Raw genomic sequence first — 19,169 nt, forward strand, 5'->3', positions numbered from 1 at the left:
TGATGTAATAAGTTTATTGTTTTATTTTTTCCAAATAATATGCAATTCATACTTTAATTCGATGTGTTATTGAATCTTTAAAATGTGGGTGTAGCTTAGATTGAGTGAGCAATCTAAATGTATGAATTTGACATTCAACATACCTGTTGATAATATGGAGGAACAAACAAAATAGCATATATTGCGGGGGGACTCTTTTGAGTTGAGAAGGTTAAAACCTGACTCTTTGAACCTGTCAGTTAACACTGGTGTAGGGAAGCGATTCATTATATTTTTAAGCAATAATTTGAATTGTGCTTTCCCAATTTTATTTAAATGGGAGAGCACTTTTTTATTTTCGCATGCTTAAGTGAATTCATATCGAAAGCCTCTGTCCTGTGATTCTATTTGTTCGTATTCAGAATGTTAATAGAAAGGTGTTTGGTAAATGGGTATTAAACAGGAGATTCAAAGTGAAATAATTCAGGCAGTTGAAACGGTAAAACAGATAAATCCGATGGCAGGTTCTATTACGAACTCTGTAACCATTAATCTAGTGGCAAACGCTCAGCTTGCTGTTGGCGGATCTGCAGCTATGGTATATTTGCCGGATGAAGCGGAGTTTTTGGCAAAAACCGGAGGAGCTACATATGTCAACGTTGGTACACTTCTACCGATTTATGAAAAGACATTACCCCATGTAGCAAAAGTATTGCATGAAGCAGGAAAGCCATGGGTGTTAGATCCCGTTGCTGTTGGTATTGGCTCCCTAAGGACACAACTTTTAAAACAATTTAAAGTATTTAAACCGACAATTATTAGAGGTAACGCCTCAGAAATTATCGCATTAGCAGGTTTATGGGAATTAGATGGGGGGACAGATGAATCAAATGTGCGCGGTGTTGATTCTACTGATTCCGTACATGCGGCTAAAAAAGCAGCAATTGCTCTTGCAAAGTGGACAGGGGGTGCGGTTGCTGTCTCAGGGGAAACCGATTTAATAACAGATGGATCTATTATAGCTATCTCTTATGGAGGGTCATATTTTATGGAAAAAATCACGGGTGCAGGTTGCTCGTTAGGTGGAGTTGCAGCTGTGTATGCAGCGGCAGCTAATCCATTTATTGCAGCACTTACTGCCTCTGCTGTGTACAACTTAGCGGGAAAAAGAGCTGAACTTAAAGTAGATGGTCCCGGAAGTTTTCAAGTACAATTTTTAGATGAATTATATAAAGCGACAGCTGAAGAGATTGCAAACAACCCATTTGATTTGGAGGAGGTTTAAATCGTGAATACATTAGTAGCAGTTGCAATTGCGCCTTTTGGTGTAGGAGATGAATTATCTCAGGAAATAGCCGAGGTAGTGAAAGTTATCCGAGATTCAGGACTACCTAATCACACTACAGCCATGTTTACAGAAATTGAAGGCGAATGGGATGAAGTAATGAAAGTAGTAAAAGAAGCGACATTTATCCTTGCCGAAAAAGGAATTCGAACGGAAGTGGTGTTGAAAGCTGATATCCGTCCGGGATACACAAATACAATCAATACAAAAGTAAATAAAGTGAATGATATTTTAGGAGGATAATATGAGAAACATTAAGAACCTTGATATTTCAGCATATTTAGTTATAGGTCCCGAAAATACAAAAGGACGTCCAGTTGTATCAATTATTAAAGATGCAGTAGAGGCAGGATTCACTTGCATCCAAATACGCTCAAAAGTCGCTTCTGCCAGAGAATTAATTCAATTAACACGTCAAGCAGCAGATGTCATTGAAGAGACTGGAAAATCCCAGGAAGTGACACTGCTTGTAAATGACCGTCTAGATGTTGTTTTAGCTGCTAGATCGCAAGGGATTAAAGTTGACGGCATTCATGTAGGACAAACAGATATACCGGTGAACGTTTGTCGTGAATATTTAGGGGGAGATCTTATTATCGGTTTATCTGCTCGAGTTGATCAATTATTTGACTATATTAAGACAGAGGATGTCTCTCAACTTGATTATTTTGGCGTAGGGCCGTTACATGAGACCTCAACAAAACCTGATTGCGGAATTGGGGAAGACGGAAAAGTGATTACGAGAAGTATTGACGATATTGCGAAAGTTGCTGAGCTTAGTTCAATTCCCGTAGTCGTAGGCGGGGGTGTAAAGCTCGCGGATATTCCGACCCTAGCACAAACTGGAGCACACGGTTTCTTTGTAGTATCTGCTGTCACGGAGGCCGATAATCCAAAACAAGAAGCAACAAATTTAGTGAACACCTGGAACAATTATAAATCCAAATTAATATAAAACATCAGATTAAGGAGAGTACGCAATGACTGCTTCCCTTGAGGACGTATATAAGAATTCCTTCTTACATCCAACTTTAATAATCCCAAGCTATTGCCATCACAATTATTCTCTTACTCTTATTCCCCTACTATTTGGTTATTACAGGTCCAACCAATCAATTTGTAATTTCATACACTGCATTATATAGCTTATTGTCGCTAGGAATGCACAACCTTCATATCAGCATAATAAAAGTCGTTTATCATACAATTTGGTACAGGGCATTCCTTACTAATGAATAGTAGGTGGAGAAAATTGATGAATCTTAACAACCCAAATGGCAGCGATAATAAAGAGGAACATAGGACCTCTATGGATAAATGGAATAAATTGATGTTCCGCAGCAAAAATGAGAAACGGTATGTCTCGAATAGCAATAATAAAAGTAGTAGCTCTAGTGAAACAAATATTACGGCGGTAGCAGGAAACTGGATTGTGGCTATCGGAACAATTGTATCGGCAATTGGGAGTACACCTTCAACCTTTTTTACTCAGCAAACACTGACAGACTTCAATGTAATCGGAAATATTCTGCAAGCCGGCGGAAGCGCAATTGTAGTGGAGACAGAAAACGCGGTATTAGATGTGGTTGGTGGTCAACTTTCAGCTATAGGAAATTTGGCTGTCGTAGCAGGGATACTGTCAGAGAACGAACAATCAAGTCAACTGTTACAAAAGCAAGGTACACTACTTCAAGTAGTAGGGGTAGGAATTACGATTAATACGGAAGGGGAACTGACACTCCTACAGACTATAGCAAATACAGGAAATATCATTCAGTTAATAGGCAATGTAATAGAAGTTTTTGCTGATACTAATACAAGTGAAGGGGAAGTAATGAATGCAGTTGGTGCTTGGATACAAACGGTCGGAGCAGTTATTACAGCATTGGCCTCCGATTAAGCTATAAAAGACTATCGAGTTAATTTTCTGAAAATTAACTGAATAATTTAACCTCTTAGTGTATATTTAAATTAAATAAAAAGTAAATACATTGAATGGGTATGTAATTCGGAAGGGGTATACAATGAAAAGGATTATTTTATCGACTGAGAGTGGAGCGGATTTACCGAAAGACCTGGTTGAAAAACATCAAATTCAAGTAGTACCGATGCATGTCATTATGGAGGGAAAAGATTATTTAGATGGTCAGTTATCTGTAGAGGAAGTTTTTGATTATCATAGCCGTACGAAAAAAATTCCTTCCACAGCAGCAACAAATGTACATGAATATGAGGATTTATTTACTAAAATTAGAACGGAATTTCCTGACAGCATCATTATTCATATTGGGTATACGTCTAAAGCTTCTGCATCATTTCAAAGTGCGTTAATTGCAGCGGAGAATTTTGAAAATCTTTTTCTTATCGATACGTTAAATGTGACAGGCGGCTTAGCTGCCATCGTGATGTACGCAGCTACTTTGCTTGAGGAGGAACCTTCTATTGAACCTGTACGTTTAATAGAAAAAGTAGAATCCATTGTTCCTAAAGCAAGACTGGCCTTTCTGCCGGGGAGTTTGGATTTTCTGAAAGCTGGTGGACGGGTAAGTAACCTAGCGTATATTGGCGGAGCCTTACTAAAAATAAAGCCATGCATTGAATTAAAGGAAGGAAAGCTTGTTTCAACAAGGAAATATCGAGGGAAAATGAGTATTGTTGCTGAAAAACTTTTACGAGACTACTTAGATGAATATGATATTGATAGAAAACAGCTGTATTTAATTTACTCAGTCGGTCTTGATGAAAGTATTAAAAGGCAGATGGAGGAAATCGCGAAGGAAACAGGCTTTGAAAATGTAACATGGATGCAAGCTGGAGCAATGATCTCTACTCATGCCGGACCAGGAGGCTTTGGAATAGCAGGGCTTGAAAAATAAAAAACGGGTTGTTAACGCTTGCTAGGTAATTTAGGAGTTGATGCGTTATGGAGAGAATAGTTTGGTTATCAGCTTTAACTTATTTTTTATTAGTTGCTTCTTTTACTTTTAGCTATTATGTGAGCAAAGGTCGTTCGAAAATGGTTGTCATTGTAATAGGTGTTGGAGCTTTGGCACTTTTATCGTGGTCGTTAATTGATAATGCAGTAATGGACTATCAGGATGCGAATATTGGATTGGGGCTTGTTCTTTACCTTATATGGATAATTACATTCTTTTCATTTTTGTTCGCTATTTTTACCTTCTTTTTCTCGAAAAAAGGAAAGTAATATTATATCTTACCAATATAATAAATTATAAAGGCAGTGCTAAAAGTACGATTAAACTTTTAGCACTGCCTTTCCTGTAACCGTTTACTTTTTAGGAGAGACTAAAGTTTCAAGAGCGATTTATGTTGGAAAGGGCATTTGCCTTTTATCGGTACAATATCATCACCAATAAATGATTGTTTCCACTCATTATGTGTCGGGTCACCATAGTGACCAATATCGGGATGTTTAGGAAGCTGATCCCATACCTCTACACGTTTCCGAACTTTTTCCCGAGACATGATCCCGCCTTTTTCAGTTCCTTCTAACCCTTCGAAAATTTTCCGAGGTTGAAATCCAAGAACCATTGCATTTCCTAAATGACGTGTTTTCCGCTTTTTATACGCAGGTGCATTTCCAAATACAAAAATTGGCTCTCCGGCAAAATGAAAATCCCATAAGTAATGTTCAGGGTCACGAGGACTGTCTATTGGCCATTCCACTTTATCTTCTTTATGCAAGTATTGTAGTATATCCCAAAATTGCTTTCGGTAATCTTCAAGAGAGCCCTCTTGCTCAAATGGTTCTACAAAGACGAAAAGTCCATGTCTCTTGTAGTTTGGCATCTTAAATAAATTAAGGAAGTGTTCTACTGCAGAAGGTAGATTGCTCCAGTCATCCTGATTAATATAGGCATAGCGAAGCTCACCTTTGAGCTCACCACTCATACCGAAAAAACATGGAAACGTTTTATCTGTTACCGTGTTATGAAAGGTTTCGTATTCTTTATAAAGCCAATTTGGCAAGTCGGTTCTTGTTTGAAAATCTTCCTTTGTTAATAAAGTATGCCCTTTCGTAATCATACAAACCCCTCCATTATCATTATCCAATTATTATTATATAGCCAATCATTACCCCTTCCTAAATTTCTTGAAACAATGGTACCTGAATAGATTAAAAATTCAGAAATGTTTACTGAATGTAAATCAAGGAAATGAAAATAAATAAGAGAGAGTTGAATTAAGAATCTGGAGGATGCCTTAATGGGTGATACAATTACAAAACATGATCAAATAAATTGTAAAAATGAATATGGAACATTAAAAAAAGTAGTTTTATGTGAACCGCAATATATGGAGATTAGAGAAGTGATTAATAATGTCCAAAAGCAATATAAACATGAGAATATTGACCAGGAACTTGCTATTGCACAACATCGGAATTTTGAACAAACATTAAGAAGTGCGGGTGTGGAAGTGATTAAACTAAAACCTAGTAAAGATCACCCTGAGCAAGTCTTTACACGAGATATTGGCTTTACATTAGGAAATCGTTTATTTATTTCAGAAATGGCGAATCCGATTCGTCAAGGTGAAGAGGAAGTATTAGCCCATTGGATGCATAAACATAATATTGCATATAAAAAGCTCTCAACTCATTCCATAGAAGGGGGAGATGTCATTGTCGACGGACAACGTGTCTTCATTGGAATCAGTCACCGTACATGTAAAAGTGCAATTCAATCTTTACAGAAAGAATTACCTGAATTTAAAATACTGCCAATTCAATTCAACCCAAAATATTTACATTTAGATTGTGTATTCAATATTCTTTCCTCAGAAGAAGCATTAATATATCCAGATGCGTTCGATCTGAAAACTGTAGAATTTTTAGCGAGTATGTACAATTTAATCGAAGTAAGTGAAAGCGAACAGTTTACAATGGGCACAAATGTATTATCTATTGGTCAGAAGCGGGTATTGAGTTTACCAATGAATCGTGATGTTAATTATCAGATGAGACAGCATGGGTATGAAGTATTGGAAGTAGATTTTTCAGAAATCATCAAGTCAGGCGGCTCATTCCGATGTTGTTCAATGCCTATTGTCCGGCTTTAAGAGGTAATAAAAATAATGTAATTGGCTCCTCGTTTCGTAATATATGTCATTTGTTCATTACTCATTCTTTATACGAACGAATCCTTGTTAAAGGGTTCGTTTTTTCTTTTTGCAAAAAAAGGTGGACCGCTTTGTAATGAGGATTACGAAGACATAACCAAAATCAAAAGCAGCCGATTTTAAGACCGGCTGCTTTAGCGTTACGTGAAATATTCAAGTTTCGCATTAGGAAAGAAATTTTCCATATAACTGTATAACTGCTCTTTCATTTCATCTTCTTCGTCTTTTTGATAAATATATTTACCGATTCCATACTTACCCCACTTAACTCGTCTTGTAGATTCATCCAGCTGTAATTTAGTTTTTGGATAATTTTTCTCAATGACATTTTTTGCTTTCTTAGTAAATCGGTGCTGAATGAATTCAAACGTTATATCATCACGAGCGTCTTTAGGTAATTCTGCATCAAGACGCTCAAACATATGATAGTATCCCTCTTGCCATCCTTCATGAAGATAAATTGGGGCGACGATAAAACCAAGCGGATAACCAGCCCTTGCTACTTTCCCAGCTGCTTCTATACGCTTTGCTAGGGGGGAAGTACCCGGTTCGAAATTCTTAATGACATAGTCGGCATTAATGCTAAATCGGAATCTTGTATGCCCGTTATGCTTAGCATCAAGCAAATGATCAACATGATGAAATTTAGTCACAAATCGTAATCTGCCTAATTCCGTCCGACCAAAATGTTCAATAGCTTTTTTTAATGAGTGGGTTAAGTGATCGATCCCTACAATATCAGAGGTACAAGCAGCTTCAAAACGCGTAATCTCAGGAGCGCGTTCTTCTATATAATGATCAGCGGCTTCAAATATTTCATCGACATTCACATATATCCGAATATACGGTTTACTCCCCATAGTCGTTTGCAAATAGCAGTAATGACAATGTCCCATACACCCGGTTGCAAGAGGGATGGCATATTCTGCGGATGGTTTCGATGTGTCAAACTTCAATGTCTTACGAATGCCTACAACGAGTGTGGATTTTGCAATACGATACTTCTGTAAATCATTGTCTCCAGGAAGATCGCGTATCTGATTATGGGAAGTGGTATAGCGAATTTCAATACCTAACCCTTCAAATTTTTCTTTCAGCTCTTTTCCAAGTGGATAATCTAAAGCATTCGGTTCAAAATAAACTAGCTGAGGCATAAACGGTTTATCCATGATTATCCTCAATAATGATAATCTGCATAAAGTTATAGAAACACATTGCGTTGTTAAGCTTAAGCACCTTATCACCTTCTTTTCTTTTTGGGATTAGTTTGTCTAAAGGACGAGGAATTATAATGGAAAATATTACAGTCCTTTTATAATTCAAAACCCGAAAAGGTGAAGGTAGTATAGGTATTGAGTTATAAATCTTCTTTTTGCTTTAGAAAATCAATGACTACTTCAACATACTCTTTTTTAGGATAAGTAAAATATAATTCGCTCGCTGCGCGGATTGAATCACCAAAAAAGAATCGTTCATATTGCATTTGCCTCGTACCAAATGAGCTCATTGTTAAATCCCAAGCTAAACGAAATATTTTTACACGATCCTCTGCTGTTTTAGTAGCTCCTTGAAGATATTGGTCTAAATCTGCTCTTATATCGGAATGGAATGCCTTTTTCGTAGGTAAGGTAATCATACCGCTTGCGCCTATAAGCTGAATTATTTCGATGTAGCGAGGGTACAGTTTTGAAAAAATATTACCGGCAACTTTCAATGGGAAAATAGCCGGGCGTAAATAGCCCCACTTATCTAATACTGCATTATTCTCCGATTTTTCCAGAAGTGCTTTCATCGTTTCTAACCCAACGATGATTTCTGACAGCTTTTCATGAATATGCTGATATTCGCGGACATTAATCGTATCTACAAGAAGCTCCGCAATACCTAAAATAAATTCTGTTTTCACAATCTGCCTTATCGTCACCTGATATTTAGCGAAGTGATGAAACGAACTTTCCATAAGGAACTTACCGGCAATTTCAAAGTTATTGTAAAAAAATATGCGCTCCCACGGAACTAATACATTATCAAAAACTATAATGGAATCTATCTCTTCATACCTTGAGCTAAGAGGATGATCAAAGTGGGAGTCCCCTCCTATAAAGGTATCTCTGCATATAAATTTTACGCCTTTCGTATTGGAGGGGATGGCAAAAGCAAAAGCTTCATCTTCTGCGAATACAGCTTTACCACCTCCAAATACTAGCACTTCATCTGTTAAACCACCTTGTGTAGCCAATAGCCGTGCACCCTTTATCACAAGACCATGTTCATTTTCTTCAATTATCTTCGCGGAAATAGGTTCATTTGTACGTTCGAAATAATTTTGAGAGCGATTAACTTGCGGTGTAATAAAAGTATGAGTGAGTGATAAATCATTTTCTCTTACTAATTCAAAAAATGCCTCAACATTTTCAGGGAAACAGTTTTCCTGTCCCTTCAATATTTCCGCTGAAGAGGCAAAGCTCATTAAAACGGAGTTCAAATAGTCGGGGCTTCTTCCTAAAATACCATAAGTATGTCTCGCCCAATGTTCAATCATCTTCCGCCTTTTCACTAAATCCTCTTTCGTTTTTGGTTGCAAAAAAGAAAGTCCAATAGGTTCTCCTGATTTTGGTGAAATATAGGTCATTTCATCTTTTATTTTAGGATTATGCTGTAGGTCATAAAGAGAAGCTTTCGTTTTAATAAGACCTTTGAAAGCGGGGTGTTCAGAAAGTAACCCTTCAACCTTTTCCCCATCAAACCAAACTTCATTATTTAATTGATTCAGTCGATTAATATAAAATTCTCCAGTTATAGCACCCATGTATTCACTCCTTAAATTTCATGGAAATATAGAGCTAGGTCACTCGCTGTAAAGCAACAAATCAAAATTCTTTATATACGCAACATATGTCAATGATGTAAATGGTGTCACTATAGTACGTAAACAGGCTATATATTATAAAAACAGATGGACTTAGAAGTGCTTGCAGCTACCTCTAAGTCCATCTGTTTTAACGGGTATTTTTTTGTTTAGTTATAACTTGAATTTTGAAACAGAGTCCGATAAATTTTCGACTTGTTCATTTAAATGAGTAGCATGAATTGTTACTTCGGTAGTGGCTGATGTTTGTTCTTCAATCGAACTTGCAATTTCTTGTGTTTCAGCTGTTACCTCTGTAGTCATTTCATGGACTACTAACATTGATGAGAGCACAACATTTTTTTGCTGTTGCATTGTCGACACATTATCCATCGTTCTAGTAATAGATTCTTTCATATTTTCCAAAGTATCGGATAGCTGTTTAATTGCATTATTCACAGTATCAACGGCTACCTTTTGATTGTCACTAATATCATTTGTTTGCTGCATTACTTGAACGAGTTGCTCTGTATCTTCCAAAATACTTTTAATAATTTCCTGAATGTTCGTAGTAGCTGCTTTGGAATTCTCAGCTAATTTTCTTACCTCATCTGCTACGACAGCAAAGCCTTTACCGTGTTCGCCTGCTCTAGCTGCTTCGATAGATGCATTTAATGCAAGTAAGTTCGTTTGTTCTGTAATTTGGGCAATCAATTTTGTCACTTGAGAAATAGACTTTGTTTTATCATCCAGGTTGGTTGCTACAATGGTTACTTCCTGAAATGCTCTTTCTAAATTTGTATATGTTTCTTCTAATTGATCAACTTTATCAATAGTTGTATGTGCTTCAATGAGCGCTTCGGTTGCATCATCTGCCATTTGTTGAGATTGTAATTCAATAGTCTCAATACCGTCTGCTAATACTTGGAGAGCATTAGAACCATCCTGCATTTTTTCAGCCTGATTACTACTATTCATAGCGATTTCTTCAATACTAGTAGAAACATTATTTAATGCTTGTTCATTTTCTTTAGCGATAATTGCTAAACTATTAGACGAATTTCGAATTGCATTTGTATTTTCATTAACTTGAAGAACTAAACGATGAACTCCATCTAGCATCTGGTTATAATGGTTTGCTAAATCAGCAATTTCATCATTTGAATTCGTTTCAAAACGAGTAATAAAGTCGCCTTTTGCTGTTCTTTCAAATACTTTTTTTAAATTACTAAAAATCAGGATTAGTTTAATTGACATGAAATAAGCGATTAAACAACCAATTACTAATCCAATAATGAGTGATATCCAACCGTTAATTGTAAATTCCTTTAATTTTTCGGCAAAATTACCTTTATCTATAACAGAAACAATCTTCCAATTGTTTTTTTCTATTGTCTGTATTTCTCCCGAATAATCCATACCATCCCAGTTAAATTGTTCAATTTGATTATTCGTATTTGAATCATTTAAAAGCCAACTGAATTCTGTAGCTAATTCATCAGGTTTTAATAAATCCGAAACACCCTCAACTTTGCCGGAATTATCAGCGTTAATATTTTTTCCGTCACCATCTTCAATAAATGAAGAAACAATTAGACCATTTGGATCAACAATCATTAATTTGGAAGATGTATCTGTTTCAATACTTTCGCGTATTGAACCAATCGTTGAGAAGTCAATATCAAAGCCGACTGCGCCAACTAGCTCACCATTATTAAATACGGGAGCAATAACGGAAGTCATTAATTTATTTACACCAGTATCCAAATAAATATCCATCCATTGTAAATTAGGATTACTATTTAATTTCGCGAATGTTTGAGAATCGCGAACATCCCAATCGTATGTAATCTCTGGTGTCACATGTAATTTGCCAGTATTAAAATCCATGAAATACACGGCTAAATAATCATTATTTTGTTCATGAAGTGTTTTTGTTATTTTGTCTATTTGAGTATAATCTTTTTCCTCATTCGTTAAGATTGCCTCTATTACCTGACTTAATTGTAAAACAGCAGATTCATAATTCAATAAGCCTAATGAAACCTGATTAACTGCATTTTTAGCACTGTCAGCAGAGGTTTGACGATTTTCATCTTCTAGAATGTTACGCACGTTCCACTGACTAAAAATTACAGTTACGCCGACTGCTAACACAATGGCGCATGAGATATAAATCATCCACTTCACTTTTAAAGTCAAATTCTTAAAAAAGTTCACTTGTTTCACATCTTTCTTTTATCTAAATATTTACTTTTGCACCGAAAAGTAGAAAGGTAATCTGGATAAAAGTATATATATGTATAGGACTTATGTCTATAGAAAAATATTATATTGGGGGCAATTTGCATTATAGTTACAATTTTCTAAATAATATTACTATTTAGTGGGTATATTTATAAAAAAAACTAATAACTAATTAGAAATGGTCGAAAAATGGTTTTTGACAGTTGCAAATGTTATTGGAGGATAAATAAAAAAAGTACAATTGTCTATATATATATATAGTAAATATAAGGATTGGTGGAGGTTTTTAAAGCGAAAATTTTTAAAAATAAAAGCCTTGTTTGAAATAAATATTTCATTTTAACCTAACTTAAAATGTATTGTCAACAAAAAAATTGTATTTTTGTTTAAGAAATGTTATAATAGACTTACAATTGTGGTATTTCGAATTCTGCTGTAAATGCAGAAAGAATTTGGAATACGTTTTTTAATAGTCTTTTTCAAAATTAAGGTAAAAATTCAAACAATTGTGTGAGGTTTATTAGGAGTTATTTAATTTAATAATAAATTTACCTGTAAAAATGTGAAGGAGGACTATAATAATGAATCTAATTAATAAGAAAGTTACACATAAGCTCTTTGGTACGGGAAGTGTTGTTAAACATAATGATTCAAGTATCGAAATACATTTTGCATCTGAAAAAAAGAAGTTTGTTTTCCCTGATGTATTTGAAAAACACCTGAAACTTCATGATAAAGGTGATGCAAGTTCACTTGAAAAAATTATTGAAAAAAGAGAGCTTGAACGAAGAGAAGAGGAATGGCAAAAGGAAGAAGATTTAAAACTTTTGCGAAAAAACCAGGACCTTCGCCAACAGCATGAAAAACTTATGAAAAACCATAAACTTCATCCTGAGTCCCAAATGGTATTTTGGTGTGATGAAGAAGAGAAAAGTACAGCATTTTCAGAGTGGAAAGTTTTCTCTGGAGTTGCAAAAAGTGGTGTTAACAAAGGCAAACCAAACAAACCGATTCGATTGTTTGAAAATAGTGCGGTCTTGTTAACTTCTGTAGATTCTGACTCGTCAGAAAAAGACAGACGCATTTTAGGTGTTTATATGGTAAAGGAAGATTTTATCGGAAAGCTTAGCCAAGATGGTAATATTCCTGCCCATTCAAAGTTCAGATTGCAACTTACAGAAGAGGAAGCGAATCAAATGCTCTTCTGGAATTATTATGTAAATGAAAAGTTTACACATAAAATGACATGGAATACCGGCAAACACCGTTACTTTAATAATCTTTGGATGGCTCAAATTTTACGCGATATAGTATCGATTAAAACTGATCCACAGGAACGAGAGCTGGCACAACAGTTTTTTGATTATTTCTGCAAAATCAATAAAATTTCAGCTCAAGAGTTACCAGATCCAAATGGTGCATTAAAACGCATTTAATTTTTAGTTCCAATTCGAAAAGAGAGATTGCATCCGGCAATCTCTCTTTTTGTGCTTTATTTTAATCAGGCCTTCAAAACTAAATGGATGAATCACAAATACTTTTAATCAATCAAAAATATAACGAATTACATCTATTGCTTGGTCAACAGTCTCTACGGTTACATTTGCTTTATTGGAAAGCTCCTTTAAAGGGTGAATCAATGACTCCGGTCGAATAATAATAGTTGGCTTGTTCATAGCAATAGCCGTACTTGCATCCATTGCGGTATTCCACTGTTTATACTTTTCGCCGAATAAGGCAATGACAATATCAGCTTTTTGCATTAATACTTGTGTTCTAAAATTATTAATATCCGATGCTGCATTATCTTTATGGAAGTTAGAAGGCTGCTCCCCTAAAATTTCTTCGCCAATATTATCAGAACGATCATGGTTTGTTTGTGGAGCTACGAAGCGTAGGGGGAGATTATATTCCTTTGCCTTTTTTGCAACTTCTTCCCGCCAATTATCATGAATCTGTCCTGCAAGATATACTGTAAGTTCCATTCCTATCCCTCCTATTATTTTCACTATAAACTAATACTACCCAAAGTAATGGAGATTTTAAAGGAAACCTAAATGTAAGGATTAAGCAGGACGAAGATATGTTATGGTGGAAAGTAAGAATAACAAAAGCAAATAAGGAGATTTAAAATGAATATTGGTATAGTTGGGGCGGGTGCAATCGCTCATTTTTTATTAAAGGAAATTAACCAAAAGGAACATAATGATTTACGAGTTAAAAGTGTATTCGTTAAAGATAAGAGAAAGTACGAAACAGTTGCATCGCAATTCGAGGTTGAATTATTTACGGAACTGGATGATTTTCTAAGTTCGGATATTGACGTTGTAGTGGAAGCGGCGGATATAAATGCTGTGAAAGATTTAGTACCAGACATTATAACTCAAAAAGATGTTGTGGTGATTAGTGTCGGCGCATTTGTAGATACGGAACTGTTAACCAAAATCAGTCATCTTGCACACAAGTATAAAAATAATATTTATTTACCTTCAGGAGCAATTGGGGGCTTGGACGTTTTACAAAATGCACATGCCCTCGGTAAAGTTACTTTTGTTTCACTCACTACTCGTAAGCCAGCAAGTTCGTTAATTGCTGAGGAAATTGAGGAAGCTCAAGTCGTTTTCGAAGGAAAAGCAGCAGATGCGATCGAGCGATTCCCTAAAAATATGAATGTTTCAATTGTCCTTGCACTGGCCGGGATTGGTATGGAAAATACTAAAGTAACTTTAATTGCGGATCCACATATTGAAAAAAACATTCATCATGTTGAAATAACGGGAGAGTTTGGGGAAGCAACTTTTACGATTAAAAATAATCCATTGCCGGAAAATCCAAAAACGAGTTATTTAGCTGCTATGAGTATTTTAGGAACACTAAAGAGGATGAATGGGAAAATTAGAATCGGTGGATAGTGCTTTATTGACAGCGGCTCTTTAGAAATATAAGCAATATTGTAGAAGGAAACGGTTGAAAAGTATAAAATAAAAAAGTGTTTTTGAGGCTTGCTATAGTTTTAAAATAATATTAATGACAATTATGCTCTATTAATGAGCTTAACTTAAGGGATGAGTAACGCAAAATCCCATTTTGAGAGGACTTGAAATAGTATGAAAGAAAATTTTTGGAACGATTTACCGAAACCGTTTTTCGTTCTTGCGCCTATGGAGGACGTGACGGATACTGTTTTTCGTCATGTTGTAGCGAAAGCAGGCAGACCGGATGTATTTTTTACAGAGTTTACAAATTCGGATAGTTACTGTCATCCGGAGGGAGAAAAAAGTGTGAGAGGTCGTTTACATTTTACCGAAGATGAACAGCCCCTTGTTGCACATATTTGGGGAGACAACCCCGAATTTTTCCGTCAAATGAGTATAGGTATGGCTGAAAAAGGATTTAAAGGTATTGATTTGAATATGGGATGCCCTGTACCAAACGTTGCACAAAGAGGGAAAGGAAGCGGGCTGATTCTTCGTCCCGATGTTGCGGCAGAGCTGATTGAAGCAGCAAAAGCTGGTGGATTACCTGTTAGTGTAAAGACTCGCCTTGGCTATAAAGATGTAGAAGAATGGAAGGAATGGCTGACACATATTTTAAAACAGGATATCGCTAACCTATCGATTCATTTACGTACGAGAAAAGAAATGAGCGCGGTTGATGCTCACTGGGAGTTGATTCCGGAAATAAAAAAATTAAGAGATGAAATTGCGCCACAAACATTATTGACAATCAATGGTGATATTCCAGATCGTCAAGTTGGTTTAGAGCTCGCTGAAAAATATGGTATTGATGGGGTAATGATTGGGCGCGGTATTTTCAAAAATCCTTTTGCTTTTGAAAAAGAACCGAAAGAGCATAGTCCTGAGGAGTACCTTGATCTTTTAAAATTACAACTTGATTTACAGGATAAATATGCGGAAATGCTGCCACGTTCCATGTCAGGTCTACACCGCTTTTTCAAAATTTATGTTAAAGGCTTCCGTGGTGCAGGTGAGTTAAGAAATCAATTAATGAACACAAAATCAACGGATGAAGTACGTGAACTGCTGAATAACTTTGAAATAAACAAAGTCGAAGAAAATTAAAAATAAGAACAAAATTAAACTCCTGTGGACCTTAACCAGTCCACAGGAGTTTAATTTTGTTTATTTACCAATTTATAGTAGTTTTATTCACGATAATACTGTATGATACATAGTATATAATAATACTGTATGACATACATTATTATGGAGTGAGGTGTTTTAGTGAGCAATTTATTGAATTCCTTAAAAATAGAGCTTAGAAGAGGGACTTTGACACTAGCGGTTCTAAGTCAATTAAGAACCCCACAGTATGGATATTCATTAGTTCAATCATTGGAAGGAGCAGGGATTTCCATTGATCAAAGTACTTTGTACCCTTTACTACGTAGATTGGAAAAGCAAGAACTCGTTTCAAGCAGTTGGGACACATCAGAGAGTAGACCTCGAAAATATTATGTTTTAAGTGAATTTGGCTTGGAGATCTTTTCAGAATTGAAAAAAGAGTGGATTAATAATTCTAAGGAACTGTATTCCTTATTAGGAGAGGGAGATGACGATGAGAACGAATTTAATTGAAGTTTACATTCAAGAAGTCACTAGAAGGTTGCCTGAAAAAATGCGTTCAGATATTGCACTTGAATTACGCTCAACGATTGAGGATATGCTGCCTAACCATCATACCGTGGAAGATGTTAAAGATGTGCTTAATCAGCTAGGTAATCCAGCGATATTGGCAAACGGGTATAAGGATCAGCCAATGCATTTAATAGGTCCACGCTATTTTGATGTTTATATGTCATTATTAAAAATGATTGTACCAATAGCAGCTGTCGTTTCATTAATAACAATTATCACAAAATATTTCATTGGTTTCAGTGGTGAAGAGGCGCTATTAAATAGCATTTTATCCCTTATCGGAGAAGGTATCTGGACGTTGATCCAAGTAGGAATCCAAGTCTTTTTCTGGCTAACTATCACTTTTGCTTTATTAGAAAGATTTGATAAAGATAAGGAACAGCTGCCATTAACTTCAGGTTTAGAAAAATGGACCGCGGAGGATCTGAAAAATGTTGCATATATTTCTAAGAAAAAAACAATTTCGAAATTAGAAATTTTCGGGAGTTTAATGTGGACGGCTATTTGGGTGACGCTTTACTTTTATGCTAACCAGATTATAGGAGTATATGAAGGGGATGGCGGTCCATTAGAATTTGTTATGCCAGCATTAAATCAGGATGTTTTACAACAATATGGGCTAATCGTTCTTATTATCGCTGGTTTGGAGATTGCATTTGCTCTTTATAAGTTATTGAAGGAACAATGGACAAAAAGAATGGCTATTGGAAATACATTACTTGAAGTAATTTCAACGATTGTTTTCATTATTATTTTAATAAAACCTAATTTTTTGAGCGAAGAATTTGTTGTTTATATAACTAATTTGTTTACGATTACGAAAGAGCAATTCAATGTATGGCTAATAGGGGGTACAATTATTATTTTAATAATTACTGCTGCCGCTAGTATTTATGATGGGTTCAAAAAAGCGAATATTCGATAAATATTTCCGGATAATTAAATTAAAAAAAGAACGTATTCCTTTAGGAATCGTTCTTTTTTCTTTATAAAACAAAAGAAAATATGAATCGAGAACTCTTTCGCTATAATATTTTACAATGTTATATAACAATGGAACATGCAAAAAAAATGCTATTTAAAATATGAAATTATATATTTTAGGGGATTTTATCAACAATCTTTATTATTTTTTATTTTCTTATTATTTTAAATACTATTGCATTTTTTATTTATCTAAGTAAAAATGGTAGAAGAAATAGTAATGTTTAAGACGAAATATTGTTATTTTAAAACAAAATTTAGGAGGAAAAGAGATGTTTTCGACAACTTGGAATCGGTTATGGGAAATGCATGACCAAGTGAAAGATTTGTTTACTTTTTTCATAAAACCAAATTCTTCTAAAATCGCTACTAATGGAAGTTCCGGGAAAACAGGTAGTGAGGGTTCTGGTAGTGGAGGCGGTTATACTCCACGCAGTTATACAACAGCACAAACAGTTGGCCTTATATTAGGACCGGTATTTTTTATTTTAACGTTGATGTTTTTTAATCCTGAGGGTCTTACTCCGGAAGCTAAAGGAATTTTGGCAAGTACGATTTGGATAGCAACATGGTGGATAACGGAAGCAATTCCAATCCCTGCTACATCATTATTGCCGCTTGTATTGTTTCCTTTAACAAATAGTTTGGACATTAAAGTAACTTCATCCTCTTATGGAGATGAAACAATTTTCCTGTTTATGGGTGGATTTATGATTGCTCTTGCAATGGAAAAGTGGAACTTACATAAACGCATTGCTATCTCGATAATTTCAATGGTCGGTACAAATATGGACCGAATTGTACTTGGGTTTATGATTGCAACAGGATTTTTATCTATGTGGATTTCAAATAGTGCCACGGCAATGATGATGATTCCAATTGGACTTGCTATCATTAACCAAGTAGCAGACGGTTTGAAAAATGACCCGAATATCGATATAGATACTTCTCCGCAACGTTTTGCTTTTGGTAAAGCATTGATGCTCGGGATTGCCTATTCAGCGTCTCTTGGGGGAATTGCTACATTAATAGGAACGCCACCGAATACATTACTTGCAGGTGCAATCAATAAAATGTATGGTATTGAATTATCTTTTGCTGGATGGATGCTGTTCGGGGTACCATTTGCATGGGTATTCATCTTCTTCACATGGATTTACCTTGTAAAGGTGGCTTTCCCGTCTAAAATAAAAACTTTACCTGGCGGACGTGCTGTAATTGATAAAGAAAAAAGAGATTTAGGTAAAGCATCTATCGAAGAGAAGATTGTCTTTGTTGTCTTTATACTTGCTGCATTTTCTTGGATTACCCGTTCATTCTTCCTAGGTAAGATTATTGTCGGACTATCTGATGGGATAATCGCAATATTTTTCGCCATCGTATTATTTGCGATTCCTTCTGTGAATCGTAAAGGCGATCGCATAATGGATTGGCAAACGGCAGTGAAGTTACCATGGGGTATTTTGCTATTATTCGGAGGGGGCCTTGCAATTGCTTCCGGTTTTGTGAGTACAGGATTATCTGAATGGATTGGTTCACAGCTTATGGGACTTGATGGTGTAAATGTAATTGTATTAATATTCCTAGTTACAGCACTTGTTCTTGCTTTAACTGAGATTACTTCGAATACAGCGACGGCATCTATGATGTATCCAATTATGGCATCACTTGCTGTTGCTTTAGGTATCCATCCTTATGCATTAATGATTGCAGCTGGTGTCGCAGCGTCATGTGCATTCATGCTTCCGGTTGCTACACCACCAAATGCGGCAGTGTTCGGTTCAGGATATATTAAAATTACAGATATGATGAAGGCTGGTTTTGCACTAAATGTCTTCGCTGTCATATTAATTACATTGTCTATCTATTTCTTACTCCCTGTTTTGTGGGACATCGATTTAAATACAGTACCAGAAGTGTTCAAAGTAATGAAATAAATATAAAAAGGTGAAATCGCATCATTGGA

General features: G+C 35.6%; 18 protein-coding genes and 1 riboswitch. Of the genes, 13 read left to right on the forward strand and 5 right to left on the reverse strand.

Annotated elements, in window-relative coordinates:
- Positions 1 to 175: 175 nt before the first annotated feature.
- Positions 176 to 275, forward strand: a riboswitch (TPP riboswitch).
- 152 nt (positions 276 to 427) lie between these two features.
- The 6 genes from thiM to SNE38_RS06860 all read left to right on the forward strand — a co-directional run bounded on the left by thiM (position 428) and on the right by SNE38_RS06860 (position 4,529).
- The gene (gene thiM / locus SNE38_RS06835; RefSeq protein ID WP_191704775.1) at positions 428 to 1,264 is read left to right on the forward strand and encodes a hydroxyethylthiazole kinase; all 837 of its coding nucleotides are present in this window, start codon (positions 428 to 430) and stop codon (positions 1,262 to 1,264) included.
- A 3-nt stretch (positions 1,265 to 1,267) separates the two neighbouring features.
- The gene (locus tag SNE38_RS06840) at positions 1,268 to 1,567 is read left to right on the forward strand and encodes an MTH1187 family thiamine-binding protein (protein ID WP_191704774.1); all 300 of its coding nucleotides are present in this window, start codon (positions 1,268 to 1,270) and stop codon (positions 1,565 to 1,567) included.
- Between the two features lies 1 nt (position 1,568).
- Entirely contained in the window at positions 1,569 to 2,279 is a 711-nt protein-coding gene (locus SNE38_RS06845) for a thiamine phosphate synthase (RefSeq protein ID WP_191704773.1), read from the forward strand.
- A 300-nt stretch (positions 2,280 to 2,579) separates the two neighbouring features.
- Entirely contained in the window at positions 2,580 to 3,224 is a 645-nt protein-coding gene (locus SNE38_RS06850) for a DUF6944 family repetitive protein (RefSeq protein WP_191704772.1), read from the forward strand.
- A gap of 124 nt (positions 3,225 to 3,348) precedes the next feature.
- Entirely contained in the window at positions 3,349 to 4,200 is an 852-nt protein-coding gene (locus SNE38_RS06855) for a DegV family protein (RefSeq protein ID WP_191704771.1), read from the forward strand.
- A 47-nt stretch (positions 4,201 to 4,247) separates the two neighbouring features.
- Positions 4,248 to 4,529 (forward strand): potassium transporter Kef, encoded by a 282-nt coding sequence (locus tag SNE38_RS06860; protein WP_191704770.1) that lies wholly within the window; start codon positions 4,248 to 4,250, stop codon positions 4,527 to 4,529.
- Between the two features lie 101 nt (positions 4,530 to 4,630).
- Here SNE38_RS06860 and SNE38_RS06865 read toward each other — a convergent pair whose 3' ends face one another.
- Positions 4,631 to 5,371 (reverse strand): YqcI/YcgG family protein, encoded by a 741-nt coding sequence (locus SNE38_RS06865; protein WP_191704769.1) that lies wholly within the window; start codon positions 5,369 to 5,371, stop codon positions 4,631 to 4,633.
- A gap of 180 nt (positions 5,372 to 5,551) precedes the next feature.
- Here SNE38_RS06865 and SNE38_RS06870 point away from each other — a divergent pair, with 180 nt between their 5' ends.
- Complete coding sequence (locus tag SNE38_RS06870) at positions 5,552 to 6,406, forward strand: dimethylarginine dimethylaminohydrolase family protein (protein WP_191704768.1); 855 nt, start codon at positions 5,552 to 5,554, stop codon at positions 6,404 to 6,406.
- 200 nt (positions 6,407 to 6,606) lie between these two features.
- Here the strand turns inward: SNE38_RS06870 and splB are convergent, their stop codons facing one another.
- The 3 genes from splB to SNE38_RS06885 form a co-directional block, all read right to left on the reverse strand.
- A complete protein-coding gene (gene splB / locus SNE38_RS06875; RefSeq protein ID WP_191704767.1) occupies positions 6,607 to 7,635 on the reverse strand; it encodes a spore photoproduct lyase in 1,029 nt (342 codons plus the stop codon).
- A 188-nt stretch (positions 7,636 to 7,823) separates the two neighbouring features.
- Positions 7,824 to 9,275, reverse strand: coding sequence for a 4-hydroxyphenylacetate 3-monooxygenase, oxygenase component (gene hpaB / locus SNE38_RS06880; protein ID WP_336046165.1), 1,452 nt, complete (start codon positions 9,273 to 9,275; stop codon positions 7,824 to 7,826).
- 213 nt (positions 9,276 to 9,488) lie between these two features.
- Entirely contained in the window at positions 9,489 to 11,495 is a 2,007-nt protein-coding gene (locus tag SNE38_RS06885; RefSeq protein WP_225223863.1) for a methyl-accepting chemotaxis protein, read from the reverse strand.
- A gap of 647 nt (positions 11,496 to 12,142) precedes the next feature.
- Between SNE38_RS06885 and SNE38_RS06890 the strand changes: the two genes are divergently transcribed.
- Positions 12,143 to 12,997: a malate synthase gene (locus tag SNE38_RS06890; RefSeq protein ID WP_191704764.1), complete on the forward strand. Its 855-nt coding sequence runs from the start codon at positions 12,143 to 12,145 to the stop codon at positions 12,995 to 12,997.
- Positions 12,998 to 13,105: 108 nt separating this feature from the next.
- Here the strand turns inward: SNE38_RS06890 and SNE38_RS06895 are convergent, their stop codons facing one another.
- The gene (locus tag SNE38_RS06895) at positions 13,106 to 13,546 is read right to left on the reverse strand and encodes a YtoQ family protein (RefSeq protein ID WP_191704763.1); all 441 of its coding nucleotides are present in this window, start codon (positions 13,544 to 13,546) and stop codon (positions 13,106 to 13,108) included.
- A 147-nt stretch (positions 13,547 to 13,693) separates the two neighbouring features.
- On the opposite strand from SNE38_RS06895, the gene nadX reads away from it, so the two are divergent.
- From nadX to SNE38_RS06920, 5 genes are all read left to right on the forward strand, one after another.
- Positions 13,694 to 14,473, forward strand: coding sequence for an aspartate dehydrogenase (gene nadX / locus SNE38_RS06900; RefSeq protein ID WP_191704762.1), 780 nt, complete (start codon positions 13,694 to 13,696; stop codon positions 14,471 to 14,473).
- A gap of 195 nt (positions 14,474 to 14,668) precedes the next feature.
- Positions 14,669 to 15,643, forward strand: coding sequence for a tRNA dihydrouridine synthase (locus tag SNE38_RS06905; RefSeq protein ID WP_191704761.1), 975 nt, complete (start codon positions 14,669 to 14,671; stop codon positions 15,641 to 15,643).
- Between the two features lie 162 nt (positions 15,644 to 15,805).
- On the forward strand, positions 15,806 to 16,159 hold the full coding sequence (locus tag SNE38_RS06910) for a PadR family transcriptional regulator (RefSeq protein ID WP_191704760.1): 354 nt from the start codon (positions 15,806 to 15,808) through the stop codon (positions 16,157 to 16,159).
- Complete coding sequence (locus SNE38_RS06915) at positions 16,140 to 17,144, forward strand: HAAS signaling domain-containing protein (protein WP_191704759.1); 1,005 nt, start codon at positions 16,140 to 16,142, stop codon at positions 17,142 to 17,144. Before SNE38_RS06910 ends, SNE38_RS06915 begins: the two co-directional genes overlap by 20 nt.
- Before the next feature lie 331 nt (positions 17,145 to 17,475).
- A complete protein-coding gene (locus SNE38_RS06920) occupies positions 17,476 to 19,140 on the forward strand; it encodes an SLC13 family permease (protein WP_191704758.1) in 1,665 nt (554 codons plus the stop codon).
- Positions 19,141 to 19,169: the final 29 nt, after the last annotated feature.

Source organism: Solibacillus ferritrahens, from assembly GCF_037027585.1.
Taxonomy (GTDB): domain Bacteria; phylum Bacillota; class Bacilli; order Bacillales_A; family Planococcaceae; genus Solibacillus; species Solibacillus ferritrahens.